Source organism: Microbacterium meiriae (genome assembly GCF_040686935.1).
GTDB lineage: Bacteria > Actinomycetota > Actinomycetes > Actinomycetales > Microbacteriaceae > Microbacterium > Microbacterium meiriae.
In genome coordinates, this window is sequence record NZ_JBFBMF010000002.1 from 580021 (window position 1) to 597728 (window position 17708).

Sequence of the window (17708 nt, forward strand, 5' to 3'; positions counted from 1 at the left end):
CGGTCGCACAGGAAGCGGGTCGCCGGGCGCGCTACCCTTGGGAAGTGACCCCTGAAGAAGTGACCCCCACCGACGCCCCTGACGAGTCCCCCGCAACCCCCGGATTCGAGGACCTCGGCATCACCGGGCCGGTCCTCAAGGCCATCAAGGATCTCGGTTACGAGACCCCCTCGCCCATCCAGGCCGCGACCATCCCGACGCTGCTCGCCGGCCGCGATGTGGTCGGCATGGCGCAGACCGGCACCGGCAAGACCGCCGCCTTCGCCCTCCCCGTGCTGGAGCGGCTCGACGTCACGCAGAAGACGCCGCAGGCCCTCGTCCTCGCCCCGACCCGCGAGCTCGCGCTGCAGGTCTGCGAGGCCTTCGAGTCCTACGCGTCGCGCATGAAGGGCGTGCACGTGCTCCCCGTCTACGGCGGTCAGGGCTACGGGGTGCAGTTGTCCGCGCTCCGCCGTGGCGTGCACGTCGTCGTGGGAACCCCCGGCCGCATCATGGACCACCTCGCGAAGGGCACGCTCGACCTCTCCGAGCTGCAGTACCTCGTGCTGGACGAAGCCGACGAGATGCTGAAGATGGGCTTCGCCGAAGACGTCGAGCAGATCCTCGCGCAGACGCCGGAGGAGAAGCAGGTCGCCCTGTTCTCGGCGACGATGCCCGCGCAGATCCGCCGCCTCGCGCAGCAGTACCTCCGTGACCCGGAGGAGATCACGGTCAAGTCCAAGACCGCGACCAACACGAACATCACCCAGCGCTACCTCGTCGTCTCCTACGCGCAGAAGGTGGACGCTCTGACCCGCATCCTCGAGGTGGAGAACTTCGACGGGATGATCGTCTTCGTCCGCACGAAGAACGAGACCGAGACCCTTGCCGAGAAGCTCCGCGCCCGCGGATACTCCGCCGCCGCGATCAACGGCGACGTGCCGCAGGTGCAGCGCGAGCGCAGCGTCAACCAGCTCAAGGACGGCAAGCTCGACATCCTCGTCGCCACGGACGTCGCCGCCCGCGGCCTCGACGTCGAGCGCATCAGCCACGTGGTCAACTTCGACATCCCCACCGACACCGAGTCGTACGTCCACCGCATCGGACGGACCGGGCGGGCCGGCCGGACGGGTGACGCGATCAGCTTCATCACCCCGCGCGAGCGCTACCTGCTCAAGCACATCGAGAAGGCCACGCGTCAGCAGCCCACGCAGATGCAGCTCCCGAGCACCGAGGACGTGAACACGACGCGGCTCGCCCGCTTCGACGACGCCATCACGACCGCGCTCTCGGAGACGACGCGCATCGACGCGTTCCGCGACATCATCGCCCACTACGTGCGGCATCACGATGTGCCGGAAGGCGACGTCGCGGCCGCTCTCGCCGTGGTCGCCCAGGGCGCCACGCCGCTGCTCCTCGACCCCGCCCAGGACGCCCTGTCGCAGGCCGTGGCCGCCGACAACCGCCCGCCGCGCGAGCGGCAGACGCGGGAGCCGCGCGAACCCCGGGAGCGTCGCGGCCGCGGCGACTACACGCCGTACCGCATCGAGGTGGGTCGCCGGCACCGCGTCGAGCCGCGGCAGATCGTCGGCGCGCTCGCGAACGAGGGCGGTCTGGGCCGCGACGACTTCGGGGCGATCAACATCCGTCCCGACTTCTCGATCGTCGAGCTTCCGGCGAACCTCGACCCCGCCGTCCTCGACAAGCTCCGCGACACCCGTATCTCGGGACGACTGATCGAGATCGCTCCCGACCGTGGCCCCGGGGCGCGGCGCGGGTCGTCCTTGCGCGACGGCGACGGCCGTGGTCGCCCGACCCGCTACGACCGGCGCGACCGCGACGAGCGCCCGGCGCACGGCGACCGCGAGGAGAAGCCCTTCCGGAAGCCCCGTCACAAGGCCTGAGCGGACCGACGATGCGCATCGACCGCGCCGGCAGGGAGGATCTCCCCGCGCTCGCCCAGCTCAAGTGGCAGGACGTGCCGAGGGACCTGACGGCCGGTCGATCGCTCGACACGTTCACCGCGGAACTCGGCGACTGGTGGCAGGCGCACGCCCGCACCCACGTCGCCTTCGTCGCGCGCGCCGAGGAGGATGACCGTATCGTCGGTGCCGCCTGGGTCGCCCTCGTGCCGCGTGTGCCGCGGCCCGGGGCGGTCGATCGCATCTCCGCGGACATCCAGAGCGTCTTCGTCCTCCCGGAGCATCGAGGGCGCGGAGCGGGCCGCGGCCTCGTCGCCGCCGCCTGCGCGCACGCCGTGTCCGTCGGTGCCGAGCGGATCACCGTGCATTCGAGCGAGGCCGCCGTGGGTCTCTACCAGACGCTGGGATTCGCGGACTCCCCGCGGCTGCGACAGTTCCTCGCGCCCACCACGGCGGCCCCGGAGAGCGCCTGAGCCTCACTCCAGCGCCGCAGGGCCCTCCGTGACCAGCACGTGGAACTGCGCGGCGTCGAGGATTCGGACGCCGAGCTCCTCCGCCTTCGCGAGCTTGGAGCCGGCACCGGGACCGGCGGCCACGAAGTCCGTCTTCTTGGAGACGCTCGAGGCCGCCTTGCCGCCGGCCTTGATGATCGCCTCCTGAGCGCCCTCACGGGTGTATCCGTCGAGAGAGCCCGTCGCGACCACCGTGAGGCCTTCCAGCACTCCCCCGGCGGCGACCGCTGCTCCCGGCCCCGGATGACCGGGTGTCGTCCACTGCACGCCCGCGTCCGCCCACTGCCGGACGATGTCCTGGTGCCAGTCGACGTCGAACCACGCGAGCAAGGAGTCGGCGATGATGCCGCCCACGCCCTCGACCGCGGCGAGCTCTTCCCGCGATGCCTCCCGGATCGCGTCGAGCGACCCGAACCACTGCGCGAGCGCCCGCGCCGCGACCGGTCCGACGTGGCGGATGTTGAGGGCGACGAGCAGCCGCCAGAGGTCTTTGGTCTTCGCCTTCTCCAGCTCCGCGAGCAGTGTCAGCGCCTGCGAGGACGGCTGCGGACCTTCCAGACCCGACTTCTTCTCGGCCACGGTCGGATTCCGTCGGAACGGCGCGCGCGTCTTCACGAGGCCGTCCTCGTCCTCGCGCGGCAGACCCGTCTCCGCGTCGCGCACGACGACCTCGATCGGCACGAGCTGCTCCAGCGTGAGGGCGAACAGCCCCGCCTCCGTGCTCAGAGGGGGCTCGGCCGGAGTCGTGGGCTGGGTCAGGGCCGCCGCGGTGACCTCGCCCAGGGCCTCGACATCGAGGGCGCCGCGGGAACCGATGTGCTCGACGCGTCCGCGCACCTGCGCAGGGCACGACCGCGCGTTCGGGCAGCGGAGGTCGATGTCGCCCTCCTTCATGGCGCGCAACGGCGTGCCGCACTCGGGGCAGTCGGCCGGCATGACGAACTCCCGCTCCGTCCCGTCCCGCTTCTCGACCACGGGGCCGAGCACCTCGGGGATCACGTCGCCCGCCTTGCGGAGCACCACGGTGTCGCCGATGAGCACGCCCTTGGCCTTGACCACGTCCTTGTTGTGGAGCGTGGCCTGACGGACCACGGATCCGGCGACGTGAGCCGGCGCCATGACCGCGAAGGGAGTGGCGCGACCGGTGCGCCCGACGGAGACGACGATGTCGAGGAGCTTCGTCTGCACCTCCTCCGGCGGGTACTTGTAGGCGATCGCCCAGCGGGGGGCCCGGCTCGTGGCCCCGAGCTCGTCGTGCAGGTCGAGCTCGTCGACCTTGACCACGATGCCGTCCAGTTCGTGCTCGATGTCGTGCCGATGCTCCCCGTAGTGCTCGACGAAGGCGACGACGTCGTCGATACTGCGGCACACCTTGGTGTGCGGGCTCGTCGGCAGCCCCCAGGCGGCCAGCAGCTCGTAGACCTGGCTCTGCGCCGCGACCGGCGGGTTCGTCCAGGCGCCGATGCCGTGCACGTAGAGCGCGAGCGACTCGATGCGCAGCAGGCCCGCTTCGAGCTCCAGGCCGTCCTTCTTGTCGATCTGCTGACGCAGGCCGCCGCTGGCGGCGTTGCGGGGATTGGCGAAGGCCGGGAAGCGCCGCGCCGCCGCGGTGCGCGCCTTCTCCTCGTCGAACGGCCTCTTCGCGCCGCCCCTGGCCTCCCACCGCCCGAGGGCGTCGGCATACGCGCGGTCGCGGAAAGCCGCCTGCGCCGCGTTCAGACGCTCGAACGCGGCGACGGGGATGAAGACCTCTCCGCGGACCTCGACGATCGGCGGGTGTCCCTCCCCGGCGAGCCGCTCCGGGATCTGGGGGAGCCGGAGCGCGTTCTCGGTGACGATCTCGCCGACCCGACCGTCACCGCGGGTCGCGGCCGACGTCAGGACGCCGTGCTCGTATCGCAGATTGATCGCGAGCCCGTCGATCTTGAGTTCGGTCAGCCAATCGACGTCGCGCCCGGCGGCCGCTCGCGTCTTCTGCGCCCACTCCCGCAGCTCCTCGATCGAGAAGACGTTGTCGAGGCTGAGCATGCGCTCGGCATGCTCGATGGTCGCGAGCCCGGTCGCCTCTGCCGCGCCGACCATCTGCGTCGGCGAGTCCTGACCCTGGAGCTCGGGGTGCAGACGCTCGAGCTCTTCGAGACGCCGCATCCAGCCGTCGTACGTCGCGTCATCGACGAGCGACGTGTCGCGCCCGTAGTACGCGTCCTTCGCCTCGAGGATGCGGGTGGTCAGCTCCTCCGCCTCGCTGCGGGCGTCTTCCAGTGAGATGTTCTCCGGCACCCCGCCAGTCTAGGAGCGGGGACCGACATCCACCCGGATCAGACGCCGACCGGAACGGCGGAGACGGTCGTATCGATCGTGAACTGCCCGAGCACACGTGTGCCGACGTAGAGCACGGCGGTCTGCCCCGGGGCGACGCCGTCGAGCGGAGTCTCCGGCACGACGCGGACGCCCTCCGCGGTCACGATGGCCATGGCGGGCACCGGCTCGGCGTGCGCCCGGATCTGCACGTCGCACGCGAACGTCGGCGCGGCAGGTGCGGCGCCGGCCCAGCTGAAACGCTCCCCCGCGATCTCGGCGATCGCCAGGGCCTCCTTGGGTCCGACGACCACCGTGTTCGACACGGGGCGCACCTCGAGGACGAAGCGGGGCTTGCCGTCCGCCGCCGGGACACCGAGCTTGAGCCCGCGCCGCTGGCCGACGGTGAACGCGTGCGCGCCCTCGTGCGCGCCGACGACCGCGCCCGTGCGATCGACGATCTCGCCGGTGGCGGTGCCGACCTTCTCGGCCAGCCACCCCCGGGTGTCGCCGTCGGGGATGAAGCAGATGTCGTGACTGTCCGGCTTCTGGGCCACGCTGAGACCGCGCTGCTCCGCCTCCGCCCGCACGAGGGCCTTCGACGGCGTGGTCCCGAGCGGGAAATAGGTGTGCGCGAGCTGGTCGGCCGTCAGGACACCGAGCACGTAGGACTGGTCCTTCGCGTTGTCCGAGGCCCGGTGCAGCTCGAGACCCTCAGGACCATCCACCAGGGTCGCGTAGTGTCCGGTGCAGACGGCGTCGAAGCCGAGCTCCAGGGCGCGCTCCAGCAGGGCCGCGAACTTGATCTTCTCGTTGCACCGCATGCACGGGTTCGGAGTGCGACCGGCGCGGTACTCCGCGACGAAGTCGTCGATCACGTCATCCCGGAAGCGCTCGGAGAAGTCCCACACGTAGAAGGGGATGCCCAGGAGGTCGGCGGCCCGGCGGGCGTCCAGCGCGTCCTCGATCGTGCAGCAGCCTCGACTGCCGGTGCGCAGGGTTCCCCCGGCGCGGGAGAGCGCCAGGTGCACGCCCACCACATCGTGCCCCGCCTCGACGGCCCTGGCGGCCGCGACGGCGGAGTCCACACCACCGCTCATGGCCGCAAGGATTCGCATGGGTCCAGTCTACGAGCGCTCGGCTGCACGGGCCCCGGATGCCCGGGCATAGGCATCGCCGATCGCCCCGAGCACCGCGTCGACGTCGGCGTCCGTCGAGGTCCGGCCGAGAGAGAATCGCAGCACGCTCCTGGCGTCCGACTCGCTGCGTCCCATCGCCATCACGACGTGCGAGGGCTCGGCGACCCCCGCCTGACAGGCGGATCCCGTGGAGGCCGAGACCCCGGCCACGTCCAGCAGGAACAGCAGGCTCTCCCCCACGGCACCGGGGAAGAGCAGATGCGCGGTCCCGGGAAGACGGTGATCGGGGTCGCCCAGGAGCTCCGCCGCCGGCACCCGCGCACGGACCCCCTCGACGAGACGGTCGCGCAAGCGGCCCACCCGGACGGTCTCGGCGGCCCGCTCCCGTTCGGCGAGCTCGAGCGCGGTCGCCAGTGCCGCGGCTCCCGGCACATCCTGCGTACCCGCACGCAGGCCCCGCTGCTGGCCCCCGCCCCGCAGAAGCGGGGTCAGTCGGGCGGACCGAGCGACCACCAGCGCACCGACGCCCACGGGCGCGCCGACCTTGTGACCGGCGACGCTGAGCGCCACCAGGCCCGTCCCCTCGTCCGCACCGCCCCTCAGCTCCCGGAACGACAGCGGGAGGTGCCCGAGCGCGGCGACCGCGTCGAGGTGCAGCGGCACTCCGGCATCGGCGGCGGCCGCGGTCAGAGCCGCCGCGTCGTTGACCGTCCCGGTCTCGTTGTTCGCGACGAGCGCGGTCGCGAACGCCGCACCGGGCAGGGCCGACGCGAAGCGGCTTCCGTCGATGCGCGCCTGGGCAGAGAGAGGAACAGCGCGCACCTCGGCTCCGTCGGAGACGAGGGCGGCGACCGTGTCCATCGTCGCGTGATGCTCACCGTCCGGCACGACGACCGCCGAAGAGCCCGGACGACGCGAGCGCCACAGGCCCTGGAGAGCGAGGTTGATGGACTCGGTCCCGCCGGATGTCAGCACCACCTCGATCGGGTCGGCCCCGAGAACCGCGGCCACGCGTTCCCTGGACTCCTCCAGCACCCGGCGCGCATCCTGCCCTGCCCCGTGCGTCGACGAGGCGTTGCCGACGATGACGGACGCCTCCAGCCACGCGTCCCTGGCCTCCGGGCGCAGCGGGGTCGTCGCCGCGTGGTCGAGATAGTGCCGCATACGTCGATTCTCCCCGATCCGCGCGGCGGACGCTCCGTCTGGGCGTGAGACCGGGTGCGTCCTGTCATGAGACTGAAATGCAACACGTTTAGGGTGTATCCATGCCTTCGTCCCCCGCCTCCGTCGTGCCCGGTGGGGCGACCCTCGACGATCTCGGCGTCCGCCTGCACGACGGCGTCGGCACGATCCGGGTCTGGTCGCAGAACGCCTCGGCCGTCGAGCTCGTCGTGTTCGACGCCACGGACCTCGACTGGGTGGTCGACCAGGCAGCGCTGGAAAGGCGGCCCGGAGGGGTCTGGGAGGTCACGACGCCGTTGCTCCAGCCGGGCGTGCGGTATGCCCTCCGGGTCGAGGGACCGCACGGCCCCGGCAACACGTTCAACCCGGAGACGCTGCTCCTCGACCCGTACGCGCGTGGTCTCGCCCAGGGCCACGGCTACCAGGAGTGGCGCGGCGTGGTCATCGAGGACGGCTTCGACTGGGGCGACTCCACCAAGCCGCGGGTCCCGGCCGACCGGACCGTGATCTACGAGGGCCACCTGAAAGGGCTGACCAAGCGTCACCCCGACATCCCGCCGGCGCTGCACGGGACGTATGCAGGCCTCGCGCATCCCGCCATGATCGCGCACCTCCGCACGCTCGGGGTGACCTCGGTGGAGCTGCTCCCCGTCCACGCGTTCGTCCCGGAACCCCGACTCCTCGAGCGTGGTCTGACGAACTACTGGGGCTACAACACCCTGAACTTCTTCACGCCGCACGCCGCGTACGCCACCGAGGGCGCGCGCAAGGCCGGGCCCGAGGCGATCATCGCCGAGTTCAAGGGCATGGTGCGGCTGCTGCACGAAGCGGGTCTCGAGGTGATCCTCGACGTCGTGTACAACCACACATCCGAGGAGGGCATCGGCGGCCCGCGGTCCAGCCTCCGCGGCCTCGACAACGCCCGGTACTACCGGCAGGACGACGCGGGCGTCTACATCGACACCACCGGATGCGGCAACACGCTCAACACCGCCACCGAGGCCGGGGCGCGCCTCGTCGTGGACTCCCTCCGGTACTGGGCCGAGGAGATGCAGATCGACGGATTCCGTTTCGATCTGGCCACGGCGATCGCCCGCGACGGCGCGCACACCTACACCCCCGACCATCCCCTTCTGCAGGCGATCGCCGCCGACCCCGTGCTCGCGGAGACCAAGCTCATCGCGGAACCCTGGGACGTCGGTCTGGGCGCCTGGCAGACCGGGAACTTCCCCTCGGGCTGGCATGAGTGGAACGACCGTTACCGCGACCGGGTGCGCAACTTCTGGCTCAGCGACATCGACTACGCCCGGCGGGCCTCGGCGCCGGTGGGGATCGGCGGTTTCGCGACACGTCTGGCCGGCTCGTCCAACACCTTCAGCGAGGATCGGGGACCGCTCGCGAGCATCAATTTCGTCACCGCGCACGACGGCTTCACTCTCCACGACCTCGTGTCGTACGACGTGAAGCACAACGAGGCCAACGGCGAGCAGAGCCGCGACGGCGCGGATCTGAACCGGTCCTTCAACCACGGCGTGGAGGGACCCACCGACGATCCGATGATCCTCGCCGCCAGGCGGAAGGCGATGCGCAACCTGCTCGGCACCCTGCTGCTCTCGGCCGGCATCCCGATGCTCACCGCCGGGGATGAAGTGGGACGGACGCAGCGAGGCAACAACAACGCCTACGCGCAGGACTCTCCGTTGTCCTGGCTCTCCTGGGAGTTCGAGCCGTGGCAGGAGGACCTCCGCGCCCACGTCGCGCGCCTCCTCCGGCTCCGTGAGGAGAACCCCGCGCTGCGCCCGAGCCGGTACGCGCGCCTCGGCGAGCACATCCCGAACGCGTCGGTCATGGACTGGTACGACCAGGACGGCGCGACCATGGAGCCGGCCCAGTGGACGGACCCCGGCAACCGCACCCTGCAGTACGTCGCCGCGTCCACGCCGGACAAGGAAGCCGCGAACCGGATCCTGCTGATCGTGCACGGCACGGAGGCTCCGATCGACGTCCGGCTCCCAGAGGACATCGACGGCGCCACCCGGTTCGTCTCGCTCTGGTCGAGCGCGGATGAGCGGCCGTCGGACGCCGAGGAGACCTTCGTACCGGGCGAGGTGCTGCCTATCCCCGGCACCTCGATGCGCCTGTTCCGCGTCGAGTGATAGCACGGTTCGCCGCCCTGGTCGAGCGGTAGGTTCCCGCACGCCCGACCGGTAGATTCGGCATGTGACTGCTCGTGCTGGAACCCGGCCCACGGCTCTGCGGAGCCCCGTTCAGATCCCGACGCGCGCCGCCGACGCGGACCGCCCCGGAGCGCTGCGCACGACGCGGATCCCGCTGCTCGACGGGACCCCAGCGGTCCCCGGTGGCTTCCCGGCCAAGGCCTTCGCCGGCGAGGTCGTGCCGTTCCGCGTGGTCGCCTTCCGGGAAGGTCACGACCTCATTGGCGTGCACGTGCGGCTGACGTCCCCGACCGGCGAGGAGAGCCTGCACCGGCTCACCGCCCTCGCGGACGGCACCGACCGCTGGGAGGCGGAGATCGCCCTCGACGCGGAGGGCGTCTGGCACTTCCACTTCGAGGCGTTCTCGGACGACTTCGCCACCTGGGCGCACGCCGCGCACGTCAAGGTCGCCGCAGGCGTCGATGTGGACGTGATGGCCGCGCTCGGGGCGGAGCTGCTGCGGCGGGCCGCGGCGGAGAAGGATCGCCCTGCGGCTCAGCGCACGCGCCTGCGCGTCCGAGCCGATGAGCTCCAGGCCGGCGACGCCACCACCACTGCGGCGATGGCCGTCGACCCCGAACTCGCAGCGATCTTCCGCGACCGCCCGATCGCGACCCTCCGCTCCCTCTCTGCGGAGCAGGTCCTCCGCGTCGAGCGCACCCGTGCGGGCGTGGGCGCCTGGTACGAGTTCTTCCCACGCTCCGAAGGTGCCAGACGGCTCAAGGACGGCACAGTGCGCAGCGGCACGTTCCGCACGGCGGCGAAGCGCCTGCCCGAGGTCGCCGGGATGGGCTTCGATGTGATCTACCTCGTCCCGATCCACCCCATCGGCAGCACCAATCGCAAGGGGCGCAACAACACGCTCGTCGCCGAGGCGGGAGACCCGGGCTCGCCGTACGCGATCGGCGCCGCTGACGGAGGGCACGACGCCATCCATCCCGACCTCGGCACTCCGCAGGACTTCCGCGCGTTCGTGCGCGCCGCGCGGAAGGAGGGGCTGGAGGTCGCCCTGGATCTCGCGCTGCAGGCATCCCCCGACCACCCGTGGGTCCGCGAACACCCCGAGTGGTTCACCACCCTCCCGGACGGCAGCATCGCGTACGCGGAGAACCCGCCCAAGAAGTACCAGGACATCTATCCGCTGAACTTCGACAACGACCCGGAGGGCATCGCGGCCGAGATGCTCCGGATCGTCCGGCACTGGGTGGCCGAGGGGGTGCGGATCTTCCGCGTGGACAACCCGCACACCAAGCCGCTCCAGTTCTGGGAGTGGCTGATCGCGACGGTCAACGCGACGGATCCCGACGTCATCTTCCTCGCCGAGGCCTTCACCCGGCCCGCCGTGATGCGCGCGCTCGCCGCCGTGGGCTTCCAGCAGAGCTACAGCTACTTCACCTGGCGCAACACCAAATCCGAGCTGGAGGAGTTCCTCACCTCCATCTCCCACGAGACGGCCGACTACATGCGTCCGAACCTCTTCGTGAACACCCACGACATCCTCACCGAGTACCTCCAGTTCGGCGGACGCGCGGCGTATCGCATCCGCGCCTGCATCGCCGCGACGGCAGGGCCCGTGTACGGGGTCTACGCGGGGTACGAGCTCGTCGAGAACGTGGCTCGCCCGGGTTCCGAGGAGAACATCGACAACGAGAAGTACGAGTACAAGTTCCGCGACTGGGCGGGAGCCGAGGAACGCGGGGAGTCGCTGGCCCCGCTGCTCCGGCGGCTCAACGAGATCCGTGCGGCGCATCCCGCGCTGCGCCAGCTCCGCAACCTCGAGCTGCACTGGAGCGACGACGACGCCATCCTCGTGTTCAGCAAGCATCTCGACGCCGCCTTCACCGGTACCGGGAGACCGGACACCCTCATCGTCGTCGCGAACGTCGACCCGCACTCGGTGCGCGAGACCACCGTCCACCTCGACACCACGCGCTGGGGAGTCCCCCTGGGCGAGACCTTCGAGGTGGAGGATCTCCTGACCGGCGCTGTCTGGACCTGGAGCGATCACAACTACGTCCGGCTCGACGCCTTCGCCGAGCCCGTCCACATCCTGAAGGTGAGGGAGCGCGCATGAGCCGCATCGAGGACACCCCGAACGCCGAGTGGGAGGCCGTCGCGGCCGGTCAGCATCACGACCCGCATTCCCTGCTCGGCGCGCACCCCGCCAAGGATGCCGCCGACCGTACCGTCACCGCCATCCGCGTCCGCCGACCGCTCGCCGAGAGCGTCGAGGCCGTCTTCAGCGATGGAAGCCGACTCGCCCTGTCCCACATCGCGCACGGCCTCTGGGAGGGCACCCACCCCGGGCCGCCGCTCCCCTACCGCATCGCGACGCGCTACCGCGGCGAGGAGGAGATCGTCTCCGGCGACCCGTACCGGCATGCGCCGACACTGGGCGAACTCGACCTTCACCTCATCGCCGAGGGGCGGCACGAGCGTCTGTGGGAGGCGCTGGGGGCGCATCCCCGTACGCAGGGCGACGAACAGGGCGTGTCCTTCGCGGTCTGGGCTCCGGATGCCTCGGCCGTCCGGGTCGTGGGCGATCACAACGGCTGGAACGGCGAGAGCCACGCCATGCGCTCGCTCGGCGCCAGCGGCGTCTGGGAGATCTTCATCCCCGACCTGCCCGTCGGCACCCGCTACAAGTACCAGATCCGCACCCGGAGCGGCGCCTGGATCCTCAAGGCCGACCCGATGGCGCTGGCGGCGCAGGTGCCGCCGGAGACCGCGTCGGTCGTCACCACCTCGTCCTACGCCTGGAAGGACGGCGCGTGGATGACCCGTCGCGCCGCCACCCATGCCGTCGCGCAGCCGCTGTCGGTCTACGAGGTGCACGTCGGCTCCTGGCGCGAGGGGCTGGGCTACCGCGAGATGGCCGATCCGCTGATCGCGCACGTGCAGGAGACAGGGTTCACCCACGTCGAGTTCATGCCGCTGGCCGAGCATCCGTTCGGCGGCTCTTGGGGCTACCAGGTCAGTGGATACTACGCACCGACGAGCCGGTACGGCTCCCCCGACGACCTGCGCTACCTCATCGACCGCCTGCACCAGGCCGGCATCGGCGTCATCATGGACTGGGTCCCCGGGCACTTCCCCAAGGACGCCTTCGCGCTGGCCCGCTTCGACGGCCAGCCCCTGTACGAGCACCCCGACCCCCGCCGCGGCGAGCATCAGGACTGGGGCACACTCATCTTCGACTACGGCCGGCCCGAGGTACGCGGCTTCCTCGTCGCCAACGCCCTCTACTGGCTGGACGAGTTCCACGTCGACGGCCTGCGGGTCGACGCCGTGGCGTCGATGCTCTACCTCGACTATTCGCGCCGGGAGGGCGAGTGGGAGCCGAACATCCACGGCGGACGCGAGAACCTCGAGGCGATCCGCTTCCTCCAGGAGGTCAACGCCACCGCCTACCGGCTCCACCCCGGCATCCTGATGATCGCCGAGGAGTCCACGAGCTTCCCCGGCGTCACGGCGCCGACGGATCACGCCGGCCTCGGGTTCGGTTTCAAGTGGAACATGGGCTGGATGAACGACTCGCTCCAGTACATCGGACGCGATCCGATGTACCGCGCGCACCACGAGGGTGAGATGACGTTCTCGTTCGTGTACGCGTTCGGCGAGAACTACGTCCTGCCCATCAGCCACGACGAGGTGGTGCACGGCAAGGGCAGCCTGTTGTCCAAGATGCCGGGCGACCACTGGCACAAGCTGGCGAACGTCCGTGCCTACCTCGCCTACATGTGGGGGCATCCCGGGAAGAAGCTGCTGTTCATGGGACAGGAGTTCGGTCAGCTCGCGGAGTGGTCGGAGGGTCGGGAGCTGGACTGGTGGCTCCGTGACCAGCCCTCCCACGCCCAGCTGCAGGACTTCGTCGCCGCGATGAACGGGGTGTACCGGTCGCAAGCCCCCCTCTGGGAGCGCGACAACGACGGCTCCGGGTTCACCCGCCTCGGCGCCCCGAGTTGGGACCCGTCGGTCATCGCCTTCGAACGACGGGACGCGCACGGCGGGCGCCTCATCGTCGTCAGCAACTTCGCCGGAGTGGAACGCACCGGCTACCGTCTCGGGCTGCCCAGAGAGGGCGTGTGGCAGGAGATCCTGAACTCCGATGCCGTCGCCTACGGCGGACGGGGGTCGGGCAACCTCGGGATGGTGATCGCCGAGCCCGCGGACGCCGGCGCCCCCACGGCGTCGATCACGCTGCCCGCGCTGTCGACGCTCTGGCTCCGCCACCAGCCCGAGCCGCACGTGCCGACGGTGAACAACGGCTGACGGACGGCCGGCGACGATCGGTCTGCGCGGAGGAACGATCCCCGCGCAGGCCGATCAGAAGAGCAGCGAGGAGAGTCGGTTCCGAGCCGCGATCACGCGCGGGTCGCTGGCGCCGATGAGGCCGAAGAGCTCGATGAGACGCTCCCGGACGGGAGTGCGCTGGTCGGACGGCAGCTGAGCGAACAGGTCGAGGAGCCGGCCGAAGGCGTCGTCGACATGTCCACCGGCGAGGTCGAGGTCCGCGACGTCGAACTGGGCCTGCACGTCCAGCGGAGCCGCTGCGGCCGCGGCTCGGGCGGTCTGGAGGTCGAGTCCCTGCACACGGTCGAGCAGGCGGACCTGGCCCAGGCCGGCGATGGCGTCCTCGTCGCGCGGGTTCTCCGCGAGTGCCTTCTCATAGGCGGTGATGGCCGCACGGTAGTCGCCGCGCTCGATGGCGGCGAACGCCTCCGCGTGCAGCGGCGGCAGCTCGGGCTCGGCAGCGGCTTCGGCTTCCCCGGTCTCGGCGTCGCCGACGGGGAGCGTTCCCGAGACGCCGTTCTGCGCCGCCACCTGGAGCAGCTGCGCGAAGACCTCACGCACCTGCTGCTCCGGTACGGCGCCCGTGAACATCGGCACCGGCTGGCCGGCGATGAGGGCGACGACCATCGGGATGGACTGCGCGCGGAAGCTCTGCGCGAGCTGCGGGTTCGCATCCACGTCGACCTTCGCCAGGAGCACGCGGCCGCCGAGCTCCCGAGTGACCTTCTCGATGATCGGGCTCAGCTGCTTGCACGGCCCGCACCACTCGGCCCACAGGTCGACGACCACCGGGACGGTGCGCGACAGCTCCAGGACCTGACCGAAGTTCTCGTCGGTCGCGTCGACGACGACGTCAGCCACCGGTGCGGTCGCGGGCGCCGCTGCACCACCCGCCGGCGGGGACGGACGGTTGCGCAGGCTGGACAGATCGACGGCGCCACGCAGGGCCGCGGGAGACATCTCACTCACTTGATCACCTTCACGGACACGAGATCCTGACGGGACGCCAGGAGACGGATCGGTTCGCTCGACCCCTGGGACGGGACGGCGAAGAACAGCTGGAACTCATAGGTCGTCTGGGCGCCCTTCGCGGACTCGTTGGCCCCGGTGAGCGCCTTGGCCTCCTTGTTGTCACCGAAGCGGATGACGACATCGGAGGACGTGGGCGTGATGGTCTCGACATCGAGGACGGAGACGGCGACGATGGCGCCGCTGTCCAGCGTCGTCATCGAGACGGGCTCCGCCGTCGTCGGCTTCATGTCGAACGCGGCCTTGGAGGTCTTCGCAGCCCCGGCGTCGGCGAGTCCCTTCACCAGGCTCTGTCGGCTGTCCCTGATCGATGTGGCCAGGTTCAGCGCCAGATCGTCGAACTGCCCGTAGGAGGCGCTCTTCTCACCGTTGTCGACGACGTCGGCGAAAGCCGCGGCGACCTCGTTCGGCGGCACCGACAGGAAGGCCGAATCCGCCGGGACCAGCGAGGTCCCCAGCCAGCTGGCCGCCACTTCGGGGAACGCCGCGTCCGCCGACATCTCCGCCATGTTCGTGACCTTGTAGTTGGACCAGGGGTCCGCCTGCGTCATGGTCAGCACCACCGGCGGCACGGTGTCGTCGCCGGTGCTCTTCGAGAGCATGAGGACGGTGCGTGGCCAGCGGTCCGTCGCCTCGGGGAGGACCACCTCGACGTCGTCCGTCGGGATCGCGGCGGGCGCGGCCCGATCCGGCAGCTTCGCGCGCAGGGCGTAGTCGGTGGTCCTCGTCGTGAGAGGTGCGCCGTCGAGACGGGTGGCCGCGAGGTCCAGATCCTTCGCCTCATCGGCCTGCACCAGGGTCTCGGAGACCTTCCGGAGGATCCGCTCGGCCTGCGTCTCGGTGACCGCCGGCGGCTTCTGGTTCTCGGGGGCGATCACGGTCGGGGTCGGAGACGGCGATGCGGAGTGGGCCCCGAACTCCGGCCAGGACTCCGCCGTGCAGCCGGAGGCCAGGAGGGCGGTCAGACCGAGGGCGGGGAGGGCGAGCAGGCGCCGACGACGCCTCGGGCGCTCAGCGCGCATCGTGCTCTTCCCGTCCTGCTCCTTCTCGTCGACGATCTCCGCGTCCTCCACGTCGTCCTTCCTCGCCGGTGTCGGCGCCTGCTCGCCGTCCGCGGCCTCCAGGGCCTCGCGCTCGGACGGCGGAAGGGCCGCCACGTCGATCGGCTGCGTCGTGGGAAGCGGCCCGGGCCCCTTCCGGCGCGGGCCGCGGCCACGGCGCTGGTGACGGATCGCGAGCACGTACAGGACCAGGCCCACGAGGAGCACCAACCCGCCTGCCGCCATGAGCGGGCCCGCCAGCGGCGTCCGCGTGTCCAGCGGCCAGGAGACCACGATGTCGTCCGGCGCGTCCTTGGTGCCGTCGTAGGCGATCAGCACGCTGGTCCCTTCCGGGAGCTGCATCTTGTCAGTGGCGAGGAAGTTCTCCTCGCTGAAGGAGTCGAGCCACAGATCGGAGCCGGCAGGGTTCCGGCCCGCGGGCGCGTCGGCGTCCTCCTCCGGCGCCGGGGTCGCGGTCGTCTCGGGCGCCGGCGTCTCGGTGGACCCCTCGTCGTCCGCTGCGGCGACATGCTCGACGACGAGCTCGTCCTCGTCCCCGACGGTCACGTGGTTGTACTCGGAGTCGGAGAGCCAGGCCTCCATGTCGGCCGTGCGTCCGTAGCTGGTGAAGATCTCCCCTTCGCCGCGGACGAGCAGCTTCTGCGCGCCGGCGTTGATCCGCAGGACGTCGCCGTCCAGGAGAACGAAGGGCGCGGGCTCCTCGATGTCGACACGGGCCTCCTCGGACGAAGGGCCGACGAAGATGGTGCGTTGGGCGATCCCCGCACCGATCAGCACGGCAGCCAGCACGAAGGCCACCACGGCCCATACGAAACGCACGAATAGTCTCCTCACGCATCGCGGCTTCCCGCCCACGACGCCACACTCGACATTTCAGACTAGCGAACCCACCTGTGTGTTGACCACGAGGGCCCTCCCTCGTCCGTCGTCCGGCACGTCGGCGGCGCGTCGAGCCGCGGCATGGGTAGCCTTGCTGCAGCCGTACCGAGGAGTCTGCATGAAGATCCACAACCCGTTCCGCACCGCCCTCGTGGCGACACTCGGCGTGGGGCTCGGGATCGTCCTGATCAGCAGCGTCCAGACGCTGTCGACCGTGCTGCTCTACATCGGCACCGCCCTCTTCCTCAGCCTCGGCCTCGACCCTCTCGTCACGTTCCTCGAGCGTCGACGCCTGCCCCGCTGGCTCGCGGTCCTCGTGACGATCGTCGCCGTGCTGGCCGTCTTCGTCGGGATCATCCTCATCGTGCTGCCCGTGCTGGTCGACCAGATCTCGCAGCTCATCGCCCAGATCACGGCGATCGTGCAACGGGGAACCGCGATCGAGGATCTGAGGAGCTGGATCCAGGAGACATTCCCGAACCTCCTCGTCGACGACGTCTTCGCGTATGTGGAGGACTGGCTGACGACCAATCTCGCGGAGATCGGCGGGTCTATCGGTCAGGGCGTGCTGATCGCCAGCGGCGCGGTGCTCAGCGGCGTGTTCGGCGCCTTCATCGTCCTCATCCTGACCATCTATCTCACGGCCTCGACACCGTCGCTCAAGCGCGCGGTGTACCAGCTCGTCCCGGCGTCCAAGCGGGATCGCTTCATCGATCTCTCCGAGCAGATCACCGACTCGGTCGGCTACTACGTCATGGGCCAGGTCAGCCAGGGCGTCATCAACGGCGTCCTCAGCGCGATCTACCTGACGATCATCGACGCGCCGTTCCCCGCCGTTCTCGCGGTCGTCGCGTTCTTCTTCTCGCTCATCCCGCTGGTGGGCACCCTGACCGGCTCGACGATCATCGTCCTCGTCTGTCTCATCCCGGGCCTCGGCTCCCCCGGCACGGCTCTCGCGGCGGCGATCTACTATCTGATCTACATGCAGATCGAGGCGTACGTGATCTCGCCGCGCATCATGAGCCGCGCCGTCTCCGTGCCCGGCGCCGTCGTCGTGGTGGCAGCCCTCGCGGGAGGAAGCCTGCTGGGCCTGCTCGGGGCGCTCATCGCGATCCCCGTGGCGGCCAGCATCCTGATCCTCTACCGGCAGGTGCTCATCCCGCGCATGAACGAGCGGTGACCGGGGCGGGCCTCGCCG

At 70.5% G+C, this 17708-nt stretch carries 11 protein-coding genes; 6 read left to right on the top strand and 5 right to left on the bottom strand.

All coding sequences use genetic code 11. The features are described from left to right. Positions 1–44: 44 nt before the first annotated feature. Complete coding sequence (locus AB0P08_RS08250; protein ID WP_522727304.1) at positions 45–1883, top strand: DEAD/DEAH box helicase; 1839 nt, start codon at positions 45–47, stop codon at positions 1881–1883. 11 nt (positions 1884–1894) lie between these two features. Then, positions 1895–2374: a GNAT family N-acetyltransferase gene (locus AB0P08_RS08255; RefSeq protein WP_363589283.1), complete on the top strand. Its 480-nt coding sequence runs from the start codon at positions 1895–1897 to the stop codon at positions 2372–2374. 3 nt (positions 2375–2377) lie between these two features. On the opposite strand, the gene ligA is transcribed toward AB0P08_RS08255, so the two are convergent. Genes ligA through AB0P08_RS08270 form a run of 3 tightly spaced genes read right to left on the bottom strand, consistent with a single transcriptional unit; the run spans position 2378 to position 7014 of the window. Further along, entirely contained in the window at positions 2378–4693 is a 2316-nt protein-coding gene (gene ligA / locus AB0P08_RS08260; protein WP_363589285.1) for an NAD-dependent DNA ligase LigA, read from the bottom strand. 38 nt (positions 4694–4731) lie between these two features. Then, positions 4732–5829, bottom strand: a complete 1098-nt coding sequence (gene mnmA / locus AB0P08_RS08265; protein WP_363589287.1) for a tRNA 2-thiouridine(34) synthase MnmA — start codon at positions 5827–5829, stop codon at positions 4732–4734. A gap of 9 nt (positions 5830–5838) precedes the next feature. Then, on the bottom strand, positions 5839–7014 hold the full coding sequence (locus tag AB0P08_RS08270) for a cysteine desulfurase family protein (protein WP_363444091.1): 1176 nt from the start codon (positions 7012–7014) through the stop codon (positions 5839–5841). Positions 7015–7115: 101 nt separating this feature from the next. Between AB0P08_RS08270 and glgX the strand changes: the two genes are divergently transcribed. From glgX to glgB, 3 genes are all read left to right on the top strand, one after another. After that, a complete protein-coding gene (gene glgX / locus AB0P08_RS08275) occupies positions 7116–9188 on the top strand; it encodes a glycogen debranching protein GlgX (protein WP_363589289.1) in 2073 nt (690 codons plus the stop codon). Between the two features lie 64 nt (positions 9189–9252). Next, on the top strand, positions 9253–11322 hold the full coding sequence (locus AB0P08_RS08280; RefSeq protein ID WP_363589291.1) for an alpha-1,4-glucan--maltose-1-phosphate maltosyltransferase: 2070 nt from the start codon (positions 9253–9255) through the stop codon (positions 11320–11322). Next, positions 11319–13520, top strand: coding sequence for a 1,4-alpha-glucan branching protein GlgB (gene glgB / locus AB0P08_RS08285; protein WP_363589293.1), 2202 nt, complete (start codon positions 11319–11321; stop codon positions 13518–13520). Before AB0P08_RS08280 ends, glgB begins: the two co-directional genes overlap by 4 nt. 54 nt (positions 13521–13574) lie before the next feature. Here the strand turns inward: glgB and AB0P08_RS08290 are convergent, their stop codons facing one another. Together AB0P08_RS08290 and AB0P08_RS08295 are read right to left on the bottom strand one after the other, a co-directional pair. After that, on the bottom strand, positions 13575–14501 hold the full coding sequence (locus AB0P08_RS08290) for a tetratricopeptide repeat protein (RefSeq protein WP_370428569.1): 927 nt from the start codon (positions 14499–14501) through the stop codon (positions 13575–13577). Positions 14502–14506: 5 nt separating this feature from the next. Then, entirely contained in the window at positions 14507–16450 is a 1944-nt protein-coding gene (locus AB0P08_RS08295; RefSeq protein WP_363589295.1) for a DUF8094 domain-containing protein, read from the bottom strand. A gap of 178 nt (positions 16451–16628) precedes the next feature. Here AB0P08_RS08295 and AB0P08_RS08300 point away from each other — a divergent pair, with 178 nt between their 5' ends. Then, positions 16629–17690: an AI-2E family transporter gene (locus tag AB0P08_RS08300; RefSeq protein WP_060922797.1), complete on the top strand. Its 1062-nt coding sequence runs from the start codon at positions 16629–16631 to the stop codon at positions 17688–17690. The last annotated feature ends 18 nt before the right edge of the window (positions 17691–17708 follow it).

What these genes read in the sequence shown, in the direction of transcription:
- AB0P08_RS08290 (WP_370428569.1), bottom strand. Translation starts at nt 14,501, where the DNA reads ATGTCTCCCGCGGCCCTGCGTGGCGCCGTCGATCTGTCCAGCCTGCGC.
- glgX (WP_363589289.1), top strand. Translation starts at nt 7,116, where the DNA reads ATGCCTTCGTCCCCCGCCTCCGTCGTGCCCGGTGGGGCGACCCTCGAC.
- AB0P08_RS08270 (WP_363444091.1), bottom strand. Translation starts at nt 7,014, where the DNA reads ATGCGGCACTATCTCGACCACGCGGCGACGACCCCGCTGCGCCCGGAG.
- AB0P08_RS08300 (WP_060922797.1), top strand. Translation starts at nt 16,629, where the DNA reads ATGAAGATCCACAACCCGTTCCGCACCGCCCTCGTGGCGACACTCGGC.
- AB0P08_RS08255 (WP_363589283.1), top strand. Translation starts at nt 1,895, where the DNA reads ATGCGCATCGACCGCGCCGGCAGGGAGGATCTCCCCGCGCTCGCCCAG.
- glgB (WP_363589293.1), top strand. Translation starts at nt 11,319, where the DNA reads ATGAGCCGCATCGAGGACACCCCGAACGCCGAGTGGGAGGCCGTCGCG.
- mnmA (WP_363589287.1), bottom strand. Translation starts at nt 5,829, where the DNA reads ATGCGAATCCTTGCGGCCATGAGCGGTGGTGTGGACTCCGCCGTCGCG.